The sequence below is a fragment of the Telluria sp. LT2P34 genome (assembly GCF_059685915.1).
In genome coordinates, this window is sequence record NZ_JCASIN010000006.1 from 127,016 (window position 1) to 143,090 (window position 16,075).

General features: G+C 64.6%; 15 protein-coding genes. All 15 read left to right on the plus strand.

What is annotated here, in order from left to right; genetic code table 11:
• The first annotated feature begins 35 nt into the window (after window positions 1–35).
• The 15 genes from rlmN to AC56KZ_RS16505 all read left to right on the plus strand — a co-directional run bounded on the left by rlmN (window position 36) and on the right by AC56KZ_RS16505 (window position 16,064).
• Complete coding sequence (gene rlmN, locus AC56KZ_RS16435; protein WP_497163259.1) at window positions 36–1,205, plus strand: dual-specificity RNA methyltransferase RlmN; 1,170 nt, start codon at window positions 36–38, stop codon at window positions 1,203–1,205.
• Window positions 1,202–2,029, plus strand: coding sequence for a type IV pilus biogenesis/stability protein PilW (gene pilW, locus AC56KZ_RS16440; protein WP_497163260.1), 828 nt, complete (start codon window positions 1,202–1,204; stop codon window positions 2,027–2,029). Before rlmN ends, pilW begins: the two co-directional genes overlap by 4 nt.
• A gap of 6 nt (window positions 2,030–2,035) precedes the next feature.
• On the plus strand, window positions 2,036–2,995 hold the full coding sequence (locus tag AC56KZ_RS16445) for a helix-turn-helix domain-containing protein (RefSeq protein WP_497163261.1): 960 nt from the start codon (window positions 2,036–2,038) through the stop codon (window positions 2,993–2,995).
• A 29-nt stretch (window positions 2,996–3,024) separates the two neighbouring features.
• A complete protein-coding gene (ispG, locus tag AC56KZ_RS16450) occupies window positions 3,025–4,299 on the plus strand; it encodes a flavodoxin-dependent (E)-4-hydroxy-3-methylbut-2-enyl-diphosphate synthase (RefSeq protein WP_497163262.1) in 1,275 nt (424 codons plus the stop codon).
• A 42-nt stretch (window positions 4,300–4,341) separates the two neighbouring features.
• Window positions 4,342–5,679, plus strand: coding sequence for a histidine--tRNA ligase (gene hisS, locus AC56KZ_RS16455; protein ID WP_497163263.1), 1,338 nt, complete (start codon window positions 4,342–4,344; stop codon window positions 5,677–5,679).
• Window positions 5,680–5,724: 45 nt separating this feature from the next.
• Window positions 5,725–6,390 (plus strand): YfgM family protein, encoded by a 666-nt coding sequence (locus AC56KZ_RS16460; RefSeq protein ID WP_497163264.1) that lies wholly within the window; start codon window positions 5,725–5,727, stop codon window positions 6,388–6,390.
• A gap of 86 nt (window positions 6,391–6,476) precedes the next feature.
• Window positions 6,477–7,631, plus strand: a complete 1,155-nt coding sequence (gene bamB, locus AC56KZ_RS16465) for an outer membrane protein assembly factor BamB (protein WP_497163265.1) — start codon at window positions 6,477–6,479, stop codon at window positions 7,629–7,631.
• 8 nt (window positions 7,632–7,639) lie between these two features.
• A complete protein-coding gene (gene der / locus AC56KZ_RS16470; protein WP_497163266.1) occupies window positions 7,640–8,983 on the plus strand; it encodes a ribosome biogenesis GTPase Der in 1,344 nt (447 codons plus the stop codon).
• 224 nt (window positions 8,984–9,207) lie between these two features.
• A complete protein-coding gene (gene hfq, locus AC56KZ_RS16475; RefSeq protein ID WP_019141241.1) occupies window positions 9,208–9,444 on the plus strand; it encodes an RNA chaperone Hfq in 237 nt (78 codons plus the stop codon).
• A 32-nt stretch (window positions 9,445–9,476) separates the two neighbouring features.
• Window positions 9,477–10,664 (plus strand): GTPase HflX, encoded by a 1,188-nt coding sequence (hflX, locus tag AC56KZ_RS16480; RefSeq protein WP_497163267.1) that lies wholly within the window; start codon window positions 9,477–9,479, stop codon window positions 10,662–10,664.
• A gap of 6 nt (window positions 10,665–10,670) precedes the next feature.
• Window positions 10,671–11,975: an FtsH protease activity modulator HflK gene (gene hflK, locus AC56KZ_RS16485; RefSeq protein WP_497163268.1), complete on the plus strand. Its 1,305-nt coding sequence runs from the start codon at window positions 10,671–10,673 to the stop codon at window positions 11,973–11,975.
• Window positions 11,975–12,847: a protease modulator HflC gene (gene hflC / locus AC56KZ_RS16490; protein WP_497163269.1), complete on the plus strand. Its 873-nt coding sequence runs from the start codon at window positions 11,975–11,977 to the stop codon at window positions 12,845–12,847. The genes hflK and hflC overlap by 1 nt, the downstream gene beginning before the upstream one ends.
• Window positions 12,848–13,025: 178 nt before the next feature.
• Window positions 13,026–14,180 (plus strand): ATP phosphoribosyltransferase regulatory subunit, encoded by a 1,155-nt coding sequence (locus tag AC56KZ_RS16495; RefSeq protein ID WP_497163270.1) that lies wholly within the window; start codon window positions 13,026–13,028, stop codon window positions 14,178–14,180.
• A gap of 3 nt (window positions 14,181–14,183) precedes the next feature.
• Window positions 14,184–15,500, plus strand: a complete 1,317-nt coding sequence (locus AC56KZ_RS16500) for an adenylosuccinate synthase (protein ID WP_497163271.1) — start codon at window positions 14,184–14,186, stop codon at window positions 15,498–15,500.
• A 24-nt stretch (window positions 15,501–15,524) separates the two neighbouring features.
• Window positions 15,525–16,064, plus strand: a complete 540-nt coding sequence (locus tag AC56KZ_RS16505) for a phosphoribosyltransferase (protein WP_497163272.1) — start codon at window positions 15,525–15,527, stop codon at window positions 16,062–16,064.
• The last annotated feature ends 11 nt before the right edge of the window (window positions 16,065–16,075 follow it).

Here is a 16,075-nt window from a genome sequence, read left to right on the forward strand (position 1 = left end):
GCGAGCGGGGTTATTTTGAAACACACAGGACAATCATGACGACTCTCACCAACCTGCTGGACTTCGATCCCGCGCAACTCGTCGCTTACTGCGCCGAATTGGGTGAGAAGCCGTTCCGCGCCAAGCAATTGCAGCGCTGGATCCACCAGTTCGGAGCGAGCAGCTTCGACGACATGACGGATCTGGCCAAGTCGCTGCGCGAAAAACTGAAAACCCGCGCCACCGTCACGGCGCCCGCCACCATCAGCGACCACACGTCGACCGATGGCACGCGCAAGTGGCTGGTCGACGTGGGCGACGGCAATGCCGTCGAAACCGTGTTCATCCCGGAAGAAAACCGCGGCACGCTGTGCATCTCGACCCAGGCCGGCTGCGCCGTCAACTGCCGTTTCTGCTCGACCGGCAAGCAGGGCTTCAACCGCAACCTGACGGTGGCCGAGATCATCGGCCAGCTCTGGATGGCCGAGTTCGAACTGCGCGCTACCCGCGGCATCGAACCGGGTCCGAAGGGCGAACGCCAGATCACCAACGTGGTCATGATGGGCATGGGCGAGCCGCTGCTGAACTACGAGCCGACTGTCACTGCCCTGAAGCTCATGCTCGACGATAACGCCTACGGCCTGTCGCGCCGCCGCGTGACCCTGTCGACCTCGGGCGTGGTGCCGAATATCGACAAGCTGTCCCAGGACGCGCCGGTGGCGCTGGCGGTCTCGCTGCATGCCTCGAACGACGCCCTGCGCGATGTTCTGGTGCCGCTGAACAAGAAATACCCGCTGCGCGAGCTGATGGCCGCGTGCAAGCGCTACCTCGAGTTTGCGCCGCGCGACTTCGTCACTTTCGAGTACTGCATGCTCGACGGCTTCAACGACAGCGACGAGCACGCGCGCGAACTGATCGCGCTCGTCACCGACCCGAAGGTCGGCGTGAACTGCAAGTTCAACCTGATTCCCTTCAATCCTTTCCCGGAATCGGGCCTGTTCCGTTCGAAAAACCCGCGCATCAAGGCCTTTGCCCAGGTGCTGATGGACGCCGGCATCGTCACCACCACGCGCAAGACCCGCGGCGACGACATCGACGCCGCCTGCGGCCAGCTCGCGGGCGAAGTGCAGGACCGCACCCGGGTGGTCCAGCGCATGGAAAAAATGGCCGAGTACCAGAAGAAGTTCGGCGCCGATTTCGGGCGCATCGTGGAGATCCCTTCTTGAAGGGGGCTGCGGCAGGCGGGAAGATCATCCGGGTCGTGCGCGTTGGCCTCGCGGCCGCGTTCGTCGCGGGCCTGCTTGGCGCCTGCGCCGCAACCAGCGACCGGCCGGCCGAACTGAAGACCTCATCGGACCAGACCGCGCTGGAAAAGCGCGCTTCGATCCGCCTGCAGCTGGCGGTCGGCTATTACCAGCAGGGCAAGTACGAGATTGCCCTCGACGAAATCAAGCAGGCGATCGCCGCCGACCCGACCTACGCCGATGCCTACGGCATGCGCGCGCTGATCTATACGGCGATGGGGCAGGTGGCGCTGGCCGACGAGAATTACCAGCAGGCGCTGCGCCTGGCGCCGCGCAACCCCGAGCTGGCGAATAACTACGGCTCCTTCCTGTGCCTGTCGGCGCAGCGGCCGGCGGAGGCCATGCGCCAGTTCGACGCCGCCTTGAAGAACCCGTCCTACCAGACGCCGGTCAGCGCGCAGGTAAACGCCGGCATGTGCAGCATCCGCACCAGGAATTACGACGCGGCCGAGCGCTATCTGCTCGATGCGCTGCGTTACAACCCCGAACTGCCCGCCACCTTGGCCGGGCTGGGACGGGTTTACTACGAGCGGCGCAATTTTCAGCGCGCCGGTTTTTTCATTAACCGCCTGACAGAAGTGTCGAAGCTCGATACCCTGTCCGCCGATACGCTGTGGCTCGCCTTGCGGGTACAGCGCAAACTGGGCGAACGCTCGATGGAGGCCAGCCTCGTCGCGCAGCTGCGGCGGCGCTTCCCCGGCTCGCCCGAATACCTGGCGTACGAGCGCGGGGCATTTGATGAGTGAGACGATATGACTTCAGAGCGCGCAGAGCAGGGCGCCAAGCCGGACAACCAACGCGAACCTGGCGCCACCCTGGCGGCCCAGCGTGAAGCGATGGGCTGGACCGTCGAGCAGGCGGCCGAACAGCTCAAGCTGGCCGTGCGCCAGGTGGTAGCCATGGAAAAGGGCGATTACGCGGCCCTGCCGAGTCCGGCGGTGACGCGCGGTTTCGTGCGCGCCTATGCCAAGATCCTGCGCCTCGACCCGGCGCCGCTGGTGGCGATGATCCCGATGGACGATCCGCTGCCGCAGGGCACCGGCAGCGCGGTGCGCCGCGACCGCCAGACCTCGTTCTCGCACTCGCGCTACCCGACCCACGGCAAACGCTCGAGCCTGCCGCTGGCCTGGATTGCCGGCGTGGCGGTGGTTGCAGCCGCAGGCTTCGCGGTCTGGCACTTCGGCCTGGTGTCGCTGCCGGGGAGCGATGCCCCGGCAGCCAGCTCCGCGAACGGCGAGGCGGTGCTGAGCGCACCGGCCGAGGCTCCCGGCGCCGGCGCGCCGCTGCCCGATACCGTACTCAATCCCTCGGTGCCGCTGATCTCGGTGCCGGGCCCGGCCGACACGACGGGTGCCGCCGCCGTACCGCCGGCCGCATCAGGCACGCCGCCGGCGACCACGCCGGCCGTCGCCGCGCCGGCAGCCACGCCGGCAGCAGCGCCGGCAGCAACCCCGGCAGCAGCGGCGGCCGCCGGCGCCAACACCCTGGTGCTGGACGTGCGCGAAGATTCCTGGATCGAGGTCCGTCCGCAAGGCGGCAAGGCCCTGCTGTCGCGCCTGGTCAAGGCTGGCAGCACCGAAACGGTCGAGATTCCGAACGGCGCCACCCTGACCGTCGGCAATCCGACCGGCGTGTCGGCAACGCTGCGCGGCGCCGCCGTCGCCCTGCCGCCAGTGCCGGGCAAGACCGTGTCGCGCGTCGTGTTGAAATAAGCTGAAATAACGTACAACGAGTAAATGCAATGAATTCTATGAACCTGCCCATTCCTTCCGGATCGATGGCGCGCCGCGCAAGCCGCCGCGTGCTGGTCCAGCATGGCGAGCGCAAGGTCTGGATCGGCGGCGATGCGCCGGTGGTGGTGCAGTCGATGACCAATACCGACACCGCCGACGCCATCGGCACGGCGATCCAGATCAGGGACCTGGCACGCGCCGGCTCCGAAATGGTGCGCATCACCGTCGACAAGCCGGAAGCCGCCGCCGCCGTGCCGGCGATCCGCGCCCAGCTCGACCGCATGGAAGTGGACGTGCCGCTGGTCGGCGATTTTCACTATAACGGCCACATCCTGCTGCGCGACTTCCCGGAATGCGCCGCGGCGCTGTCGAAATACCGCATCAATCCGGGCAACGTGGGGCAGGGCGCCAAGCGCGACCTTCAATTTGCCCAGATGATCGAAGTGGCGATCCAGCACGACAAGCCGGTACGCATCGGCGTCAACTGGGGCAGCCTCGACCAGAACCTGCTGGCGCGCATCATGGATGAAAACGCCGCGCGCGCCAATCCGCACACCGCCCAGGCCGTGATGTACGAAGCCCTGATCACCTCGGCCATCGAAAATGCCATGCGCGCCGAAGAAATCGGCATGGCGCGCGACAAGATCATCCTGTCGTGCAAGGTGTCCGGTGTGCAGGATTTGATTGCGGTCTACCGCGAACTGGCGCGCCGCTGCGATTACCCGCTGCACCTGGGTCTGACCGAGGCCGGCATGGGCAGCAAGGGCATCGTCGCCTCGACCGCCGCGCTGTCGGTGCTGCTGCAGGAAGGCATCGGCGACACCATCCGCGTCTCGCTCACGCCCGAGCCGGGCGGCGACCGCACCAAGGAAGTGGTTGTTTCGCAGGAAATCCTGCAGACCATGGGCCTGCGCAAGTTCACGCCGATGGTGATCGCCTGCCCGGGCTGCGGCCGCACGACGTCCACGGTGTTCCAGGAACTGGCCGACAACATCCAGACCTTCCTGCGCGATTCGATGCCGGAATGGAAAAAGTCCTACCCGGGCGTTGAGGGAATGAACGTCGCCGTCATGGGCTGCATCGTCAACGGACCGGGCGAATCGAAGCATGCCAACATCGGCATCAGTTTGCCGGGCACCGGCGAATCGCCGGCGGCGCCGGTGTTTGTCGACGGCCAGAAAGTGGCGACCCTGCGCGGCGAGCGCATCGTGGATGAGTTCCAGGCGATCGTGCTCGAGTATGTGAAGAAGAACTACGGCAAGACCACCGAAATCGCGATGTAATCGTATGGGGCGCCATGCCCCATGAAAAATTCAAAGAACGACATGTCCAAACCAGAAAAAATCGTCGCCGTCAAAGGCATGAACGACATCCTCCCCGCCGATGCACCGCTGTGGGAGTTGTTCGAAAATACCGCCGAGACCATCCTGAAAAGCTATGGCTACCAGAAGATCGTCACCCCGATCCTCGAGGAAACCGGCCTGTTCGCGCGCGCCATCGGCGCCGTCACTGACATCGTCGAGAAGGAAATGTATTCCTTTACCGATTCGATGAACGGCGACCTGCTGACGCTGCGCCCGGAAGGCACGGCCGGCGTGGTGCGCGCGGTGATCGAGCACAACATGGTCTACGACGGCCCGAAACGCCTCTGGTACAAGGGCCCGATGTTCCGCCACGAGCGTCCGCAGCGCGGCCGTTATCGCCAGTTCTTCCAGTTCGGCGCGGAAGCGGTCGGCTTTGCCGGCCCCGACATCGATGCCGAGCTGATCATGCTGTGCCGCCGTCTGTGGGACGACCTCGGCCTGTCGAAAGTGCGCCTCGAACTGAACTCGATCGGCAACGCCGAAGAGCGCCTGCGCCACCGCGCCGACCTGATCGCCTATTTCGAAGCGCACGCCGAGCTCCTCGACGCCGAAGCGAAGCGCCGCCTGCACAGCAATCCGCTGCGCATCCTCGACACCAAGAACCCTGCCATGCAGGACATGGTGAACGGCGCGCCGCAGCTGCTGTCCTACCTGGGCGAGGAATCGCTGGCGCACTTCGAAGGCGTCAAGCGCCTGCTCGACCGTAACAACGTCCAGTTCACCGTCAACCCGCGCCTGGTGCGCGGCCTGGATTACTACAACCGCACCGTGTTCGAATGGGTCACCGACGAGCTCGGCTCGCAGGGCACCATCTGCGCCGGCGGCCGTTACGATCCGCTGATCGAAACCTTCGGCGGCAAGGCCACGCCCGGCGTCGGTTTTGCCATGGGCATCGAGCGCATCATCGAACTGATGAAGGGCCTGGGCGAACCTCCGGCGCCCGGCGGCTGCGACGTCTACATGGTGCACCAGGGCGAGGAAGCGCAAGTGCAGGCCTTCATCCTGGCCGAGCGCCTGCGCGATGCCGGCCTGGATGTTGTGCTACATTGCGCCACGCCGCTTGGGGCCGGCAGCTTTAAGAGCCAGATGAAGAAGGCCGACGGCAGCGGCGCCGCCTTTGCCGTGATCCTGGGCGAAGACGAAGTGGCGAAAAATGTCGCAGCCGTCAAGTCCTTACGTGGCGAAACGGGCGAACAGCAGCAGGCGACGGTCGACTTCGACAAGGTGGTCGACCATGTGGTCGACGCCATCATCGGCGCGCACGACCACGACCACGAGCACGTGCATTACCATCCGTAATAGCGGCACTACCGACTCAACCAATATAACTACTAGACGAACGACATGGCATACGACCTCGAAGAACAAGAACAGATCGCCTCATTCAAGGCTTTCTGGGCAAAGTACGGCAACCTGATCACCTGGGTGCTGATCCTGGCGCTCGGCGCTTTCGCCGCCTACAACTTCTGGAACAAGCACCAGCGCGACCAGTCGGTGGGCGCCTCGGCCCTGTACGACGAAATGACCGACGCGGTCACCGCCAAGGACAACGCCAGGGCCCAGCGCATTGCCGCCGACCTGCAGTCGAAGTTCAAGCGCACCAGCTATGCCCAGATGAGCGCCCTCGGCGCGGCCAAGACCGCTTTCGACGCGAACGACCTGAAAACGGCGAAGGTCCAGCTGCAATGGGTGGTCGACAACGGCAACGACGAGTACAAGTCGGTGGCCCAGCTGCGCCTGGCCGGCGTGCTGCTCGACGAAAAGAATTACGACGGCGCGATGAAACTGCTCGACGCAAAATATCTGCCGCAGTTCTCCGCCGAAGTCGCCGACCGCAAGGGCGACGTCCTCGTTGCGCAGAACAAGATTGCCGACGCACGCAAGGCCTATGTCGCCGCGCTGGCCGCGATGAATCCGAAGCATCCGGGTGTCCAGCTGGTCCGGATCAAGCTCGAAGCCATCGGCGGCACTGCGCCTGCCGCGCCGGCTGCGCCCAAGGCTGCTGCTTAAGCCAGTCGCGCCGCTTCAGCCCGCGCCGCCTTTTGGCGAGCGCGGGCTTCTCGTCCTCTACAGACTTAGAACAAGGTAAAAGAAAAATGCGTATTACCCGTAAGCTGGTTGGTGTCGGTGTCCTGGCCCTGATGACGGGCTGCTCGACCTTGAGCTCGCTCAATCCCTTCGCGTCGAAGTCCAAGACCAACATCCCGGCCCCGCTCGTCGAACTGAAGGGCACGATGGCCGTGCGCACCGCGTGGAAGCTCGACATCGGCAAGGCGCAGGGTTACCACTTTTCGCCTGCCTTGGTCGGCAATACCGTGATCGTGGCCGGCGCCAACGGCGACATTGCCCGCGTCGAAGCGGCTGACGGCCGCCAGGTGTGGCGCATCAAGGCCGGCAGCGGCCTGACCGCCGGCGTCGGCACCGACGGCAACGTGATCGTCGTCGGCGCCGCCGATGGCATCCTGATGGCCTTCGACATGGACGGCAAGGCGCTCTGGAAGAGCCAGCTGTCGAGCGAGATCCTGTCGAGCCCCGCCGTATCCCAGGGCATCGTCGTCGCGCGCAGCATCGACAACCGCATCGTCGGCATCGACGCCGCTACCGGCCAGAAGAAATGGACCGTGCAGCGGGTCGCGCCGGCCCTGACCCTGCGCACGGCGCCGGGCATGATCGTCTACAACAGCGACGTGATCGTCGCCCAGCCGGCCGGCAAGCTCGGTTCCTTCCTGCTCGCCACCGGCGCGCCGCGCTGGGAAGTGGAAGTCGGCTCGGCGCGCGGCGCCACCGAACTCGAGCGCGTGACCGACATCGGCGGCGCGCCCGTGGTGTTCGAAACCGACGTCTGCGCCGTGGCCTACCAGGGCCGCGTCGCCTGCTACGAACTGGCCACGGGCACGCCGCGCTGGACGCGCGACCTGTCCTCGCTGGTGGGCGTGGCCGTCGACCAGCGCTTCGTGTTTGCCGCCGACGACAAGGGCGCGCTGCACGCCTTTGACCGCGAAGGCGGCGTCAGCGCCTGGAAGAACGACAAACTGTCCTTCCGCGGCCTGTCGACCCCGCTGTCCTACGGCCGTACGGTCGCGGTCGGCGACTACCAGGGTTACATCCACTTCCTGTCGCGCGAGGACGGTACTTTCCTCGCGCGCGCCGCGACCGATGGCAGCGCCATCAGCGGTACGCCTCTGGTTGCCGGCTCGAACCTGATTTTTCAAACACAAAATGGAACTGTGACCGCCATCGCGGTCGAATAGAATAAAACATGAAGCCGGTAATTGCACTCGTTGGTCGCCCGAACGTCGGGAAGTCGACCCTATTCAACCGCCTGACCCGTTCGCGCGACGCGTTGGTGGCCGACATGCCTGGCCTGACGCGCGACCGCCACTACGGCGAAGGGCGGGTCGGCGATCGGCCTTTCCTGGTGATTGACACGGGCGGTTTCGAGCCGGTGGCCAAGGAAGGCATCATGCACGAGATGGCCCTCCAGACGAAGCAGGCGGTGGCGGAAGCCGACGTCGTCATCTTCATCGTCGACGGCCGCCAGGGCCTGACCCCGCACGACAAGACCATCACCGACTTCCTGCGCAAATCGGGCCGCCAGGTCATGCTGGTGGTGAACAAGTCGGAAGGCATGAAATACACGGCCGTCACCGCCGAGTTCTACGAGCTCGGCATGGGCGACCCGTATGTCATTTCCGCCGCCCACGGCGACGGCGTCACCGACCTCGTCATCGAGGCGCTGGACCAGGCTTTCGCGTCGCGTCCCGACGACGAAGCCGAGCTGGAAAACCAGGACCACGGCGTCAAGATCGCCATCGTCGGCCGTCCGAACGTCGGCAAGTCGACGCTGATCAATACCCTGGTCGGCGAGCAGCGCGTGATCGCCTTCGACATGCCGGGCACCACGCGCGACTCGATCGAAGTGCCGTTCGAGCGCGACGGCAAGCAATATACGCTGATCGACACGGCCGGCATCCGCCGCCGCGGCAAGGTGTTCGAAGCGATCGAGAAATTCTCGGTCGTGAAAACCCTGCAGTCGGTGACCGAGGCCAACGTGGTCGTGCTCATGCTCGACGCCCAGCAGAATATTTCCGAGCAGGACGCGCACATCGCCGGCTTCATCCTCGAGTCGGGGCGCGCCCTGGTCGTCGCCGTCAACAAGTGGGACGGCCTGACGTCAGACCAGCGCGACGAAATCAAGAACGACATGGACCGCAAGCTGGACTTCCTCGGCTTCGCCGAGACGCGCTTCATCTCCGCGCTGAAGGGCACCGGCATCAAGCAGCTGATGGCCTCGGTCGACACGGCCTACGCCGCCGCCACCGCCAACCTGTCGACGCCGCGCCTGACGCGTGCGTTGCAGGAGGCGGTCGAGAAGCAGGAGCCGAAGCGCAAGGGCACCTCGCGTCCGAAAATGCGCTACGCCCACCAGGGTGGCCAGAACCCGCCGATCATCGTCATCCACGGCAATGCCCTCGACGGCATCACCGAGCCCTACAAGCGTTACCTGGAAAAGCATTTCCGCGAAACCTTCAACCTGATCGGCACGCCGCTGCGGATCGAGTTGCGTAGCGGGAAGAACCCATTCGCCAGGGAACAGAACTAGGGCGATCAGCTCTGCCGCCGTGCAGCTGGCTAGCCGCAAACTTATCAGTGGCTTAAGCGCGGCGGGTTTCTCCCGAATTGAAGCGTAGCGGTACGACAAAAATCGGGGAAACAGGTTAGAGTACCTTCAGGCCATCGTTCGCATCTGCTGAATCTTGCCCCGTGCACTTGAAAAGGGGGCGCTCGCCTCCATTTTTTAAACTACAACAACATTACGGAGCTGTCATGAGCAACAAAGGGCAACTGTTACAAGACCCATTCCTCAATGCATTGCGCAAAGAGCACGTCCCTGTCTCGATCTACCTGGTCAACGGGATCAAGCTGCAGGGTCATATCGAATCGTTCGACCAGTACGTCGTCCTGCTGCGCAACACCGTGACCCAGATGGTATACAAGCACGCCATTTCCACCGTCGTCCCAGCCCGCGCCGTCAACCTCAACCTCGAATCCGAAGCTGAGTAATGCCGATGGCTGACGCCCCCGGCACTCCAACCATGCGCGCCGTCCTCGTCGGCGTCGATTTCGGCGCGGTCGATTTCACGGCAAGCCTTGAAGAGCTGGGCCTGTTGGCCAGTTCGGCCGGCGCCGAGCCAGTCGATACGATCACGGCAAAGCGCAGCGCGCCGGATTCGGCCTATTTCGTCGGCAGCGGCAAGGCCGATGAAATCGGGGTTGCGGCGAAAGCCGCCGGCGCCGAACTCGTCATCTTCAACCATGCATTGTCGCCGGCGCAGCAGCGCAACCTCGAGCGCCGCCTCGAGATGCGCATCATCGACCGTACCAGCCTGATCCTCGACATCTTCGCGCAGCGTGCGCAAAGCCACGAGGGCAAGCTGCAGGTGGAGCTTGCTCAGCTGCAGCACCTGGCCACGCGCCTGATCCGCGGCTGGACCCACCTCGAACGCCAGAAGGGTGGTATCGGCCTGCGCGGTCCCGGCGAAACCCAGCTCGAGACCGACCGCCGCCTGATCGGCGAGCGCGTCAAGGCCCTGCGTGCGCGCCTGACCAAGCTGCGCAAGCAACACGAAACCCAGCGCCGCCAGCGCGGGCGCAACAATACTTTCTCGGTCTCGCTGGTCGGCTATACCAACGCCGGCAAGTCGACCCTGTTCAACACGCTGACGAAAGCCGGCGTGTACGTCGCAAACCAGCTGTTCGCCACCCTGGACACGACCAGCCGCCGCCTCTATCTGGGCGACCAGACCGGCAGCGTCGTCATCTCCGACACCGTCGGTTTTGTCCGGGAACTGCCGCACCAGCTGGTGGCCGCTTTCCGCGCCACGCTCGAGGAAACCATCCACGCCGACGTGCTGTTGCACGTGGTCGACGGCTCCTCGCCGACCCGCATGGAACAGATCGAACAGGTCAACGAAGTATTGCGCGAAATCGGTGCCGACCATATTCCGCAGATCCTGGTCTGGAACAAGATTGATATGGCCGACCTCCAGCCCGGGGTCGAGCGTGATGAATATGATAAAATCAGCCGCGTTTTTATCAGCGCCAGGAGCGGCGCAGGCCTGGACCTGCTGCGCGAAGCGATTGTCGAGGCAGCCACGGTGCAAGCCCGTGCGGCCCCCGGCTTGAGCCCCAAGAATCAAGAGCAGGACGATGCAGCGCCGGACGACTTCTTTGAGGAAGACGGCGAAAGTAATCCAACCTCCACCCATGTCGGGCCAGAATAGAAGCCTATGCTTGTATCTTTATTGAAACGTTTCGGCGTTAAACTCTCGCTGAACGATCCCCGCTGGGGCAAGAACCCAGAGGGTGACCACAAGGCCCAGGAGGGCCGCCGTCCGGGTGAGGGTCCACCCGACCTCGATCAGATGTGGCGCGATTTTAATGCGCGCCTGAACCGCCTGTTCGGCAACCGCGGCAACAATGGCGGCGACGCTGGTGGTCCGTACCGCGGCGAAGGCCGTGGCGCGGGCATTACCGCGTCCGTCATCGGCTTCATCGTCCTGCTGATCTGGTTGGCTTCCGGCGCCTTCATCGTGCAGGAAGGGCAGGTCGGCGTGGTGACCACCTTCGGCCGCCTGTCGCACACGACCGGCGCCGGCTTCAACTGGCGCTGGCCGGCCCCGATCCAGTCCCACGAAACGGTCAACGTCTCGCAGGTGCGTACCGCCGAAGTCGGCTACCGCGACAACGTGCGCAACAAGCAGGCCGCCGAGGCCCTGATGCTGACCGACGACGAAAACATCATCGACATCCAGTTCGCCGTGCAATACACGCTGAAGGATCCGGTGGCCTGGGTCTTCAACAACCGCGACCAGGAAGTGACCGTGCGCCAGGTTGCCGAGACCGCGATCCGCGAAGTCGTCGGCCGCAACAAGATGGACTTCGTGCTGTACGAAGGCCGCGAGAAAGTCGCGCTCGACGTGCAGAACATGATCCAGCAGATCGTCGACCGCTACAAGCTCGGCGCCCTGGTCACCAACGTGACCATGCAGGCCGTGCAGCCGCCGGAGCAGGTGCAGAGCGCTTTTGATGACGCCGTCAAGGCCGGCCAGGACCGCGCCCGTGCCCGTAACGAAGGCGAGGCCTATGCCAACGACGTGATCCCGCGTGCCCGCGGCGCCGCCTTCCGCCTGCTGCAGGACGCCGAAGCCTACCGCTCGATGGTGGTCGAAAACGCCACCGGTAACGCTGCGCGCTTCAGCCAGGTCGTGACCGAGTACTCGAAGGCGCCGGGCGTGACCCGCGACCGCATGTACATCGACGCCATGCAGGACATCTTCAGCACCACCAACAAGGTGATGGTCGACGCCAAGTCCGGCTCCAACATGCTCTACCTGCCGCTCGATAAACTGATCGCCCAGGTGGCGGCAAACGACGCCGCCAGCGGCGCCCGTTCGGGCGCGATCCAGCTGCCGCAGGAACCGGGCGCCGGAGCTGCCGCGACGCCGTCGCAGGAAGTCATGCAAACCATCGAGCAGGTGCGCCAGCGCGACAGCCGCAACCGCGAAACCTCACGTGACAGGGAGAGCCGTTAATGAACCGCCTCGTAACCATCTTCGTGGCGGGCTTCATTGCCCTGATGCTGCTGTCGTCGACCGTCTTCGTCGTCGACCAGCGCCGCTTCGCCATCGTCTTCGCCCTCGGCGAAGTGCGTGAAGTCATCGCCGAACCGGGCCTGCACTTCAAGCTGCCGCCGCCGTTCCAGAATGTGATCTATCTCGAAAAGCGCATCCTGACCCTGGATACGCCCGACGCCGACCGCTTCATCACGGCCGAGAAGAAGAACATCCTGGTCGACGCCTTCGTGAAGTGGCGCATCGTCGAGCCGCGCCTGTATTACGTCAGCTTCAGCGGCGACGAGCGCGCCGCCACCAACCGCATGTCGCAGATCATCAAGGCAGCCCTGAACGACGAAATCACCAAGCGCACCGTGCGCGAAGTGATTTCCGGCGAGCGCGGCGCCGTGATGCAGGCGGTGCAGAACAAGGTCGTGGCCGAGGCCAAGCAGATCGGCGTCGGCATCGTCGACGTGCGCCTGAAACGTGTCGACTACATCGAGCAGATCAACGCGTCGGTCTACGACCGCATGCGCGCCGAGCGTGTCCGCGTGGCGAACGAGCTGCGTTCGACCGGTTCGGCCGAAAGCGAAAAGATCCGCGCCGACGCCGACCGCCAGCGCACCGTGATCCTGGCCGAAGCCTTCCGCGAAGCCGAGAAGATCAAGGGCGAGGGCGACGCCAAGGCCTCCGCCATCTACGCCGGCGCCTTCGGCAAGAATCCCGAGTTCTACAAGTTCTACCGGTCCCTGGAAGCCTACCGCGCCAGCTTCAAGTCCAAGGGCGACGTGATGGTGATCGATGCGAATTCGGAGTTCTTCAAGTATTTCAAGAGTCCGGGCAGCAAATAACACCGAAGCACATCGAAAGCGCCGCGCTCATCCGCGGCGTTTTTTTTTGATCGCCACCCATCCACCATCATCGCCCCCAGTCCCGCCCCATTTTCGGGTAAAATTGCCGATTCGGCGCGCGCTTCGTCATGCAGGCGTGCGCCATGTTGCTTCATTTCTAACAAATTAGCTGTTGCCCATGCCGAACTGGCTTTTGCCTGAGAATATCGCCGACGTACTGCCGTCGGAAGCGCGCAAGATCGAAGACCTGCGCCGCAAGATGCTCGACACCTTCCGCCTGTACGGCTACGAGCTGGTGATGCCGCCGATGCTCGAATACGTCGAGTCGCTGCTGGCCGGCGCCGGGCAGGACACCGACCTGCGCACCTTCAAGCTGGTCGACCAGCTATCCGGACGCCTGCTCGGCCTGCGCGCTGACATGACGACCCAGGTCGCGCGCATCGACGCCCACCTGCTCAATCGCGAGTCGGTCACCCGCCTGTGCTACGCCGGCAGCGTGCTGCATACCCGTCCGTCGGGCCTGCACGCCACGCGCGAGCCGCTCCAGATCGGCGCCGAGATCTACGGCCATGCCGGACTCGAGGCCGATGCGGAAATCCAGGAACTGGCCCTGGCCTCGGTTGCGCTGGCCGGCTTTCTCGACGTGCGCCTCGACATGGCCCACGTCGGCGTGCTGCGCGCGCTCCTGAACGAAGACCCGGCGGCCGCGCGCGACGAAACCCAGATCACGGCGCTCCTGCGTTGCAAGGACACGCCAGGCCTGGACGAGCTGACCCGCGACTACCTGCCGTCCACGCGCGCCGCGCTGCTGGCCCTGCCGAACCTGTACGGCGACATCGACGTACTGGCGCGCGCGAGGGAAGTGCTGCCGCCGCTGCCGGGCATCACGCGTGCATTGGCCGAACTGGCCGCGCTGGCCGCGGGCGCCATCGGCCGTGCGGACGTCGCCATCGACCTGGCCGACCTGCGCGGCTACCAGTACGAAAGCGGCGTCATGTTCGCGCTGTATGTGCCGGGCCTGCCGAACGCGGTGGCCAGGGGCGGGCGCTACGACCACGTGGGCGAAGCCTTCGGGCGCGCGCGTCCGGCCACCGGCTTCTCGCTCGACCTGCGCGAACTGGCCAGGCTGCTGCCGACGGCCGAACGCAAGCACTCTGTGCGCGCTCCCTGGGGCAATGCCCCGGAGCTGCGCGAAAAAATCGCTGACCTGCGCAAGGCAGGCGAAGTCGTGATCCAGTCCATGCCGGGTCACGACAATGTTCAGGACGAGTTCGAGTGCGACCGCGTGCTCGTCCTCGAAGACGCAAATTGGATTCTCAAAAACTTAGGTTAAGTGATGTCAAATACAAACGTGGCAAAGAACGTCGTTGTCATCGGCACCCAGTGGGGCGATGAAGGCAAGGGCAAGATCGTCGACTGGTTGACCGATCACGCAGCGGGCGTGGTCCGTTTCCAGGGCGGCCATAACGCCGGCCATACGCTGGTCATCAAGGGCCAGAAAACGGCCTTGCAGCTGATCCCTTCGGGCATCATGCGCGAAGGCGTGGCCTGCTACATCGGCAACGGCGTGGTCGTCTCGGTACCGGACGTGATGCGCGAGATCGACAAGCTGCAGGCGGCCGGCATCGAAGTCGTGTCGCGCCTGAAGATCTCGGAAGCCTGCCCGGCGATCCTGCCTTACCACGTCGCCATCGACGTGGCGCGCGAAGCCAAGCGTGGCGTCAACAAGATCGGCACCACCGGCAAGGGCATCGGCCCGGCCTATGAAGACAAGGTCGCACGCCGCGCGATCCGTATCGCCGACATGCTCAACGAGACCCGTTTCGCCGAGAAGCTGCGCGAAAACCTCGAGTACCACAACTTCGTGCTGACCAATTACCTGGGCGGCACCGCGATCGACTTCCAGAAGACCTTCGACGACGCCATGGCCCTGGTGCCGCGCCTGCGCCCGATGGTCGGTGACGTTTCGTCCGCCCTGTACGCCGCCCACAAAGCCGGCGGCAAGCTGCTGTTCGAAGGCGCGCAAGGTTCGCTGCTCGACGTCGACCACGGCACCTATCCGTTCGTGACCTCGTCGAACTGCGTGGCCGGCAATGCCGCCGCCGGCGCCGGCGTCGGCCCGAACATGCTGCACTACATCCTGGGCATTACCAAGGCCTACACGACGCGTGTCGGCTCGGGCCCGTTCCCGGCCGAACTGCCGACCGACGCCGGCGTCGGCGAGCACCTGTCGCGCGTTGGCCATGAATTCGGCACCGTGACCGGCCGCGCGCGCCGCTGCGGCTGGTTCGACGCCGCGCTGCTGCGCCGCTCGGTACAGATCAATGGCGTCTCGGGCATGTGCCTGACCAAGCTCGACGTGCTGGACGGCCTCGAGACCCTGAAGCTGTGCACCGGCTACAAGATCGACGGCCGCAATGTCGACATCTTCCCGGTCGGCGCCGAAGAAGCCGCCCTGTGCGAGCCGGTCTACGAAGAGATGCCGGGCTGGACCGAGACCACCGTCGGCGCCAAGTCGATGGACGAGCTGCCGGCCGCCGCCCGCGCTTACATCCAGCGCATCGAAGAACTGGTCGGCATCCCGATCGACATGGTATCGACCGGTCCGGACCGCGAAGAGACGATCGTCCTGCGCCACCCGTTCGCAGCATAAGAGAATAATAGGAGTTACTTTAAAATGACCACCCCTCCAAGAACCGACAAAGACCTCTGGGTATCCTGGGACGAGTACAACCGCCTGGTCGAGCGTCTGGCCCTGCAAGTCTACGATTCGAACTGGAAGTTCGACATGGTGCTGTGCCTGGCCCGCGGCGGCGTGCGTCCGGGCGATGTGATCTCGCGCATTTTCGACGTACCGCTGGCGATCCTGTCGACCAGCTCCTACCGCGAAGAATCCGGCACCAAGCAGGGCAACCTCGACATCGCCAAGTACATGACGATGACCAAGGGCCCGCTGGCCGGCCGGATCCTGCTGGTCGACGACCTGGCCGACTCCGGCGTGACCCTGCAGAAGGTGCGCGAGCACCTGACCGAGAACTACGCCGATGTCACCGAAGTCCGTTCGGCTGTCATCTGGGTCAAGGGTACCTCGGCCTTCAAGCCGGACTACCACATCGACGACCTGCCGCACAACCCGTGGATCCACCAGCCCTTCGAGGACTACGACGGTTTGCGTCCGCATCAACTGTCGGCGTGGATGAAGAAGTTCGAGAAGTAATCCACACCCGA

What these genes read in the sequence shown, in the direction of transcription:
- rlmN (WP_497163259.1), top strand. Translation starts at nt 36, where the DNA reads ATGACGACTCTCACCAACCTGCTGGACTTCGATCCCGCGCAACTCGTC.
- AC56KZ_RS16445 (WP_497163261.1), top strand. Translation starts at nt 2,036, where the DNA reads ATGACTTCAGAGCGCGCAGAGCAGGGCGCCAAGCCGGACAACCAACGC.
- ispG (WP_497163262.1), top strand. Translation starts at nt 3,025, where the DNA reads ATGAATTCTATGAACCTGCCCATTCCTTCCGGATCGATGGCGCGCCGC.
- hisS (WP_497163263.1), top strand. Translation starts at nt 4,342, where the DNA reads ATGTCCAAACCAGAAAAAATCGTCGCCGTCAAAGGCATGAACGACATC.
- AC56KZ_RS16460 (WP_497163264.1), top strand. Translation starts at nt 5,725, where the DNA reads ATGGCATACGACCTCGAAGAACAAGAACAGATCGCCTCATTCAAGGCT.
- bamB (WP_497163265.1), top strand. Translation starts at nt 6,477, where the DNA reads ATGCGTATTACCCGTAAGCTGGTTGGTGTCGGTGTCCTGGCCCTGATG.
- der (WP_497163266.1), top strand. Translation starts at nt 7,640, where the DNA reads ATGAAGCCGGTAATTGCACTCGTTGGTCGCCCGAACGTCGGGAAGTCG.
- hfq (WP_019141241.1), top strand. Translation starts at nt 9,208, where the DNA reads ATGAGCAACAAAGGGCAACTGTTACAAGACCCATTCCTCAATGCATTG.
- hflX (WP_497163267.1), top strand. Translation starts at nt 9,477, where the DNA reads ATGCGCGCCGTCCTCGTCGGCGTCGATTTCGGCGCGGTCGATTTCACG.
- hflK (WP_497163268.1), top strand. Translation starts at nt 10,671, where the DNA reads ATGCTTGTATCTTTATTGAAACGTTTCGGCGTTAAACTCTCGCTGAAC.
- hflC (WP_497163269.1), top strand. Translation starts at nt 11,975, where the DNA reads ATGAACCGCCTCGTAACCATCTTCGTGGCGGGCTTCATTGCCCTGATG.
- AC56KZ_RS16495 (WP_497163270.1), top strand. Translation starts at nt 13,026, where the DNA reads ATGCCGAACTGGCTTTTGCCTGAGAATATCGCCGACGTACTGCCGTCG.
- AC56KZ_RS16500 (WP_497163271.1), top strand. Translation starts at nt 14,184, where the DNA reads ATGTCAAATACAAACGTGGCAAAGAACGTCGTTGTCATCGGCACCCAG.
- AC56KZ_RS16505 (WP_497163272.1), top strand. Translation starts at nt 15,525, where the DNA reads ATGACCACCCCTCCAAGAACCGACAAAGACCTCTGGGTATCCTGGGAC.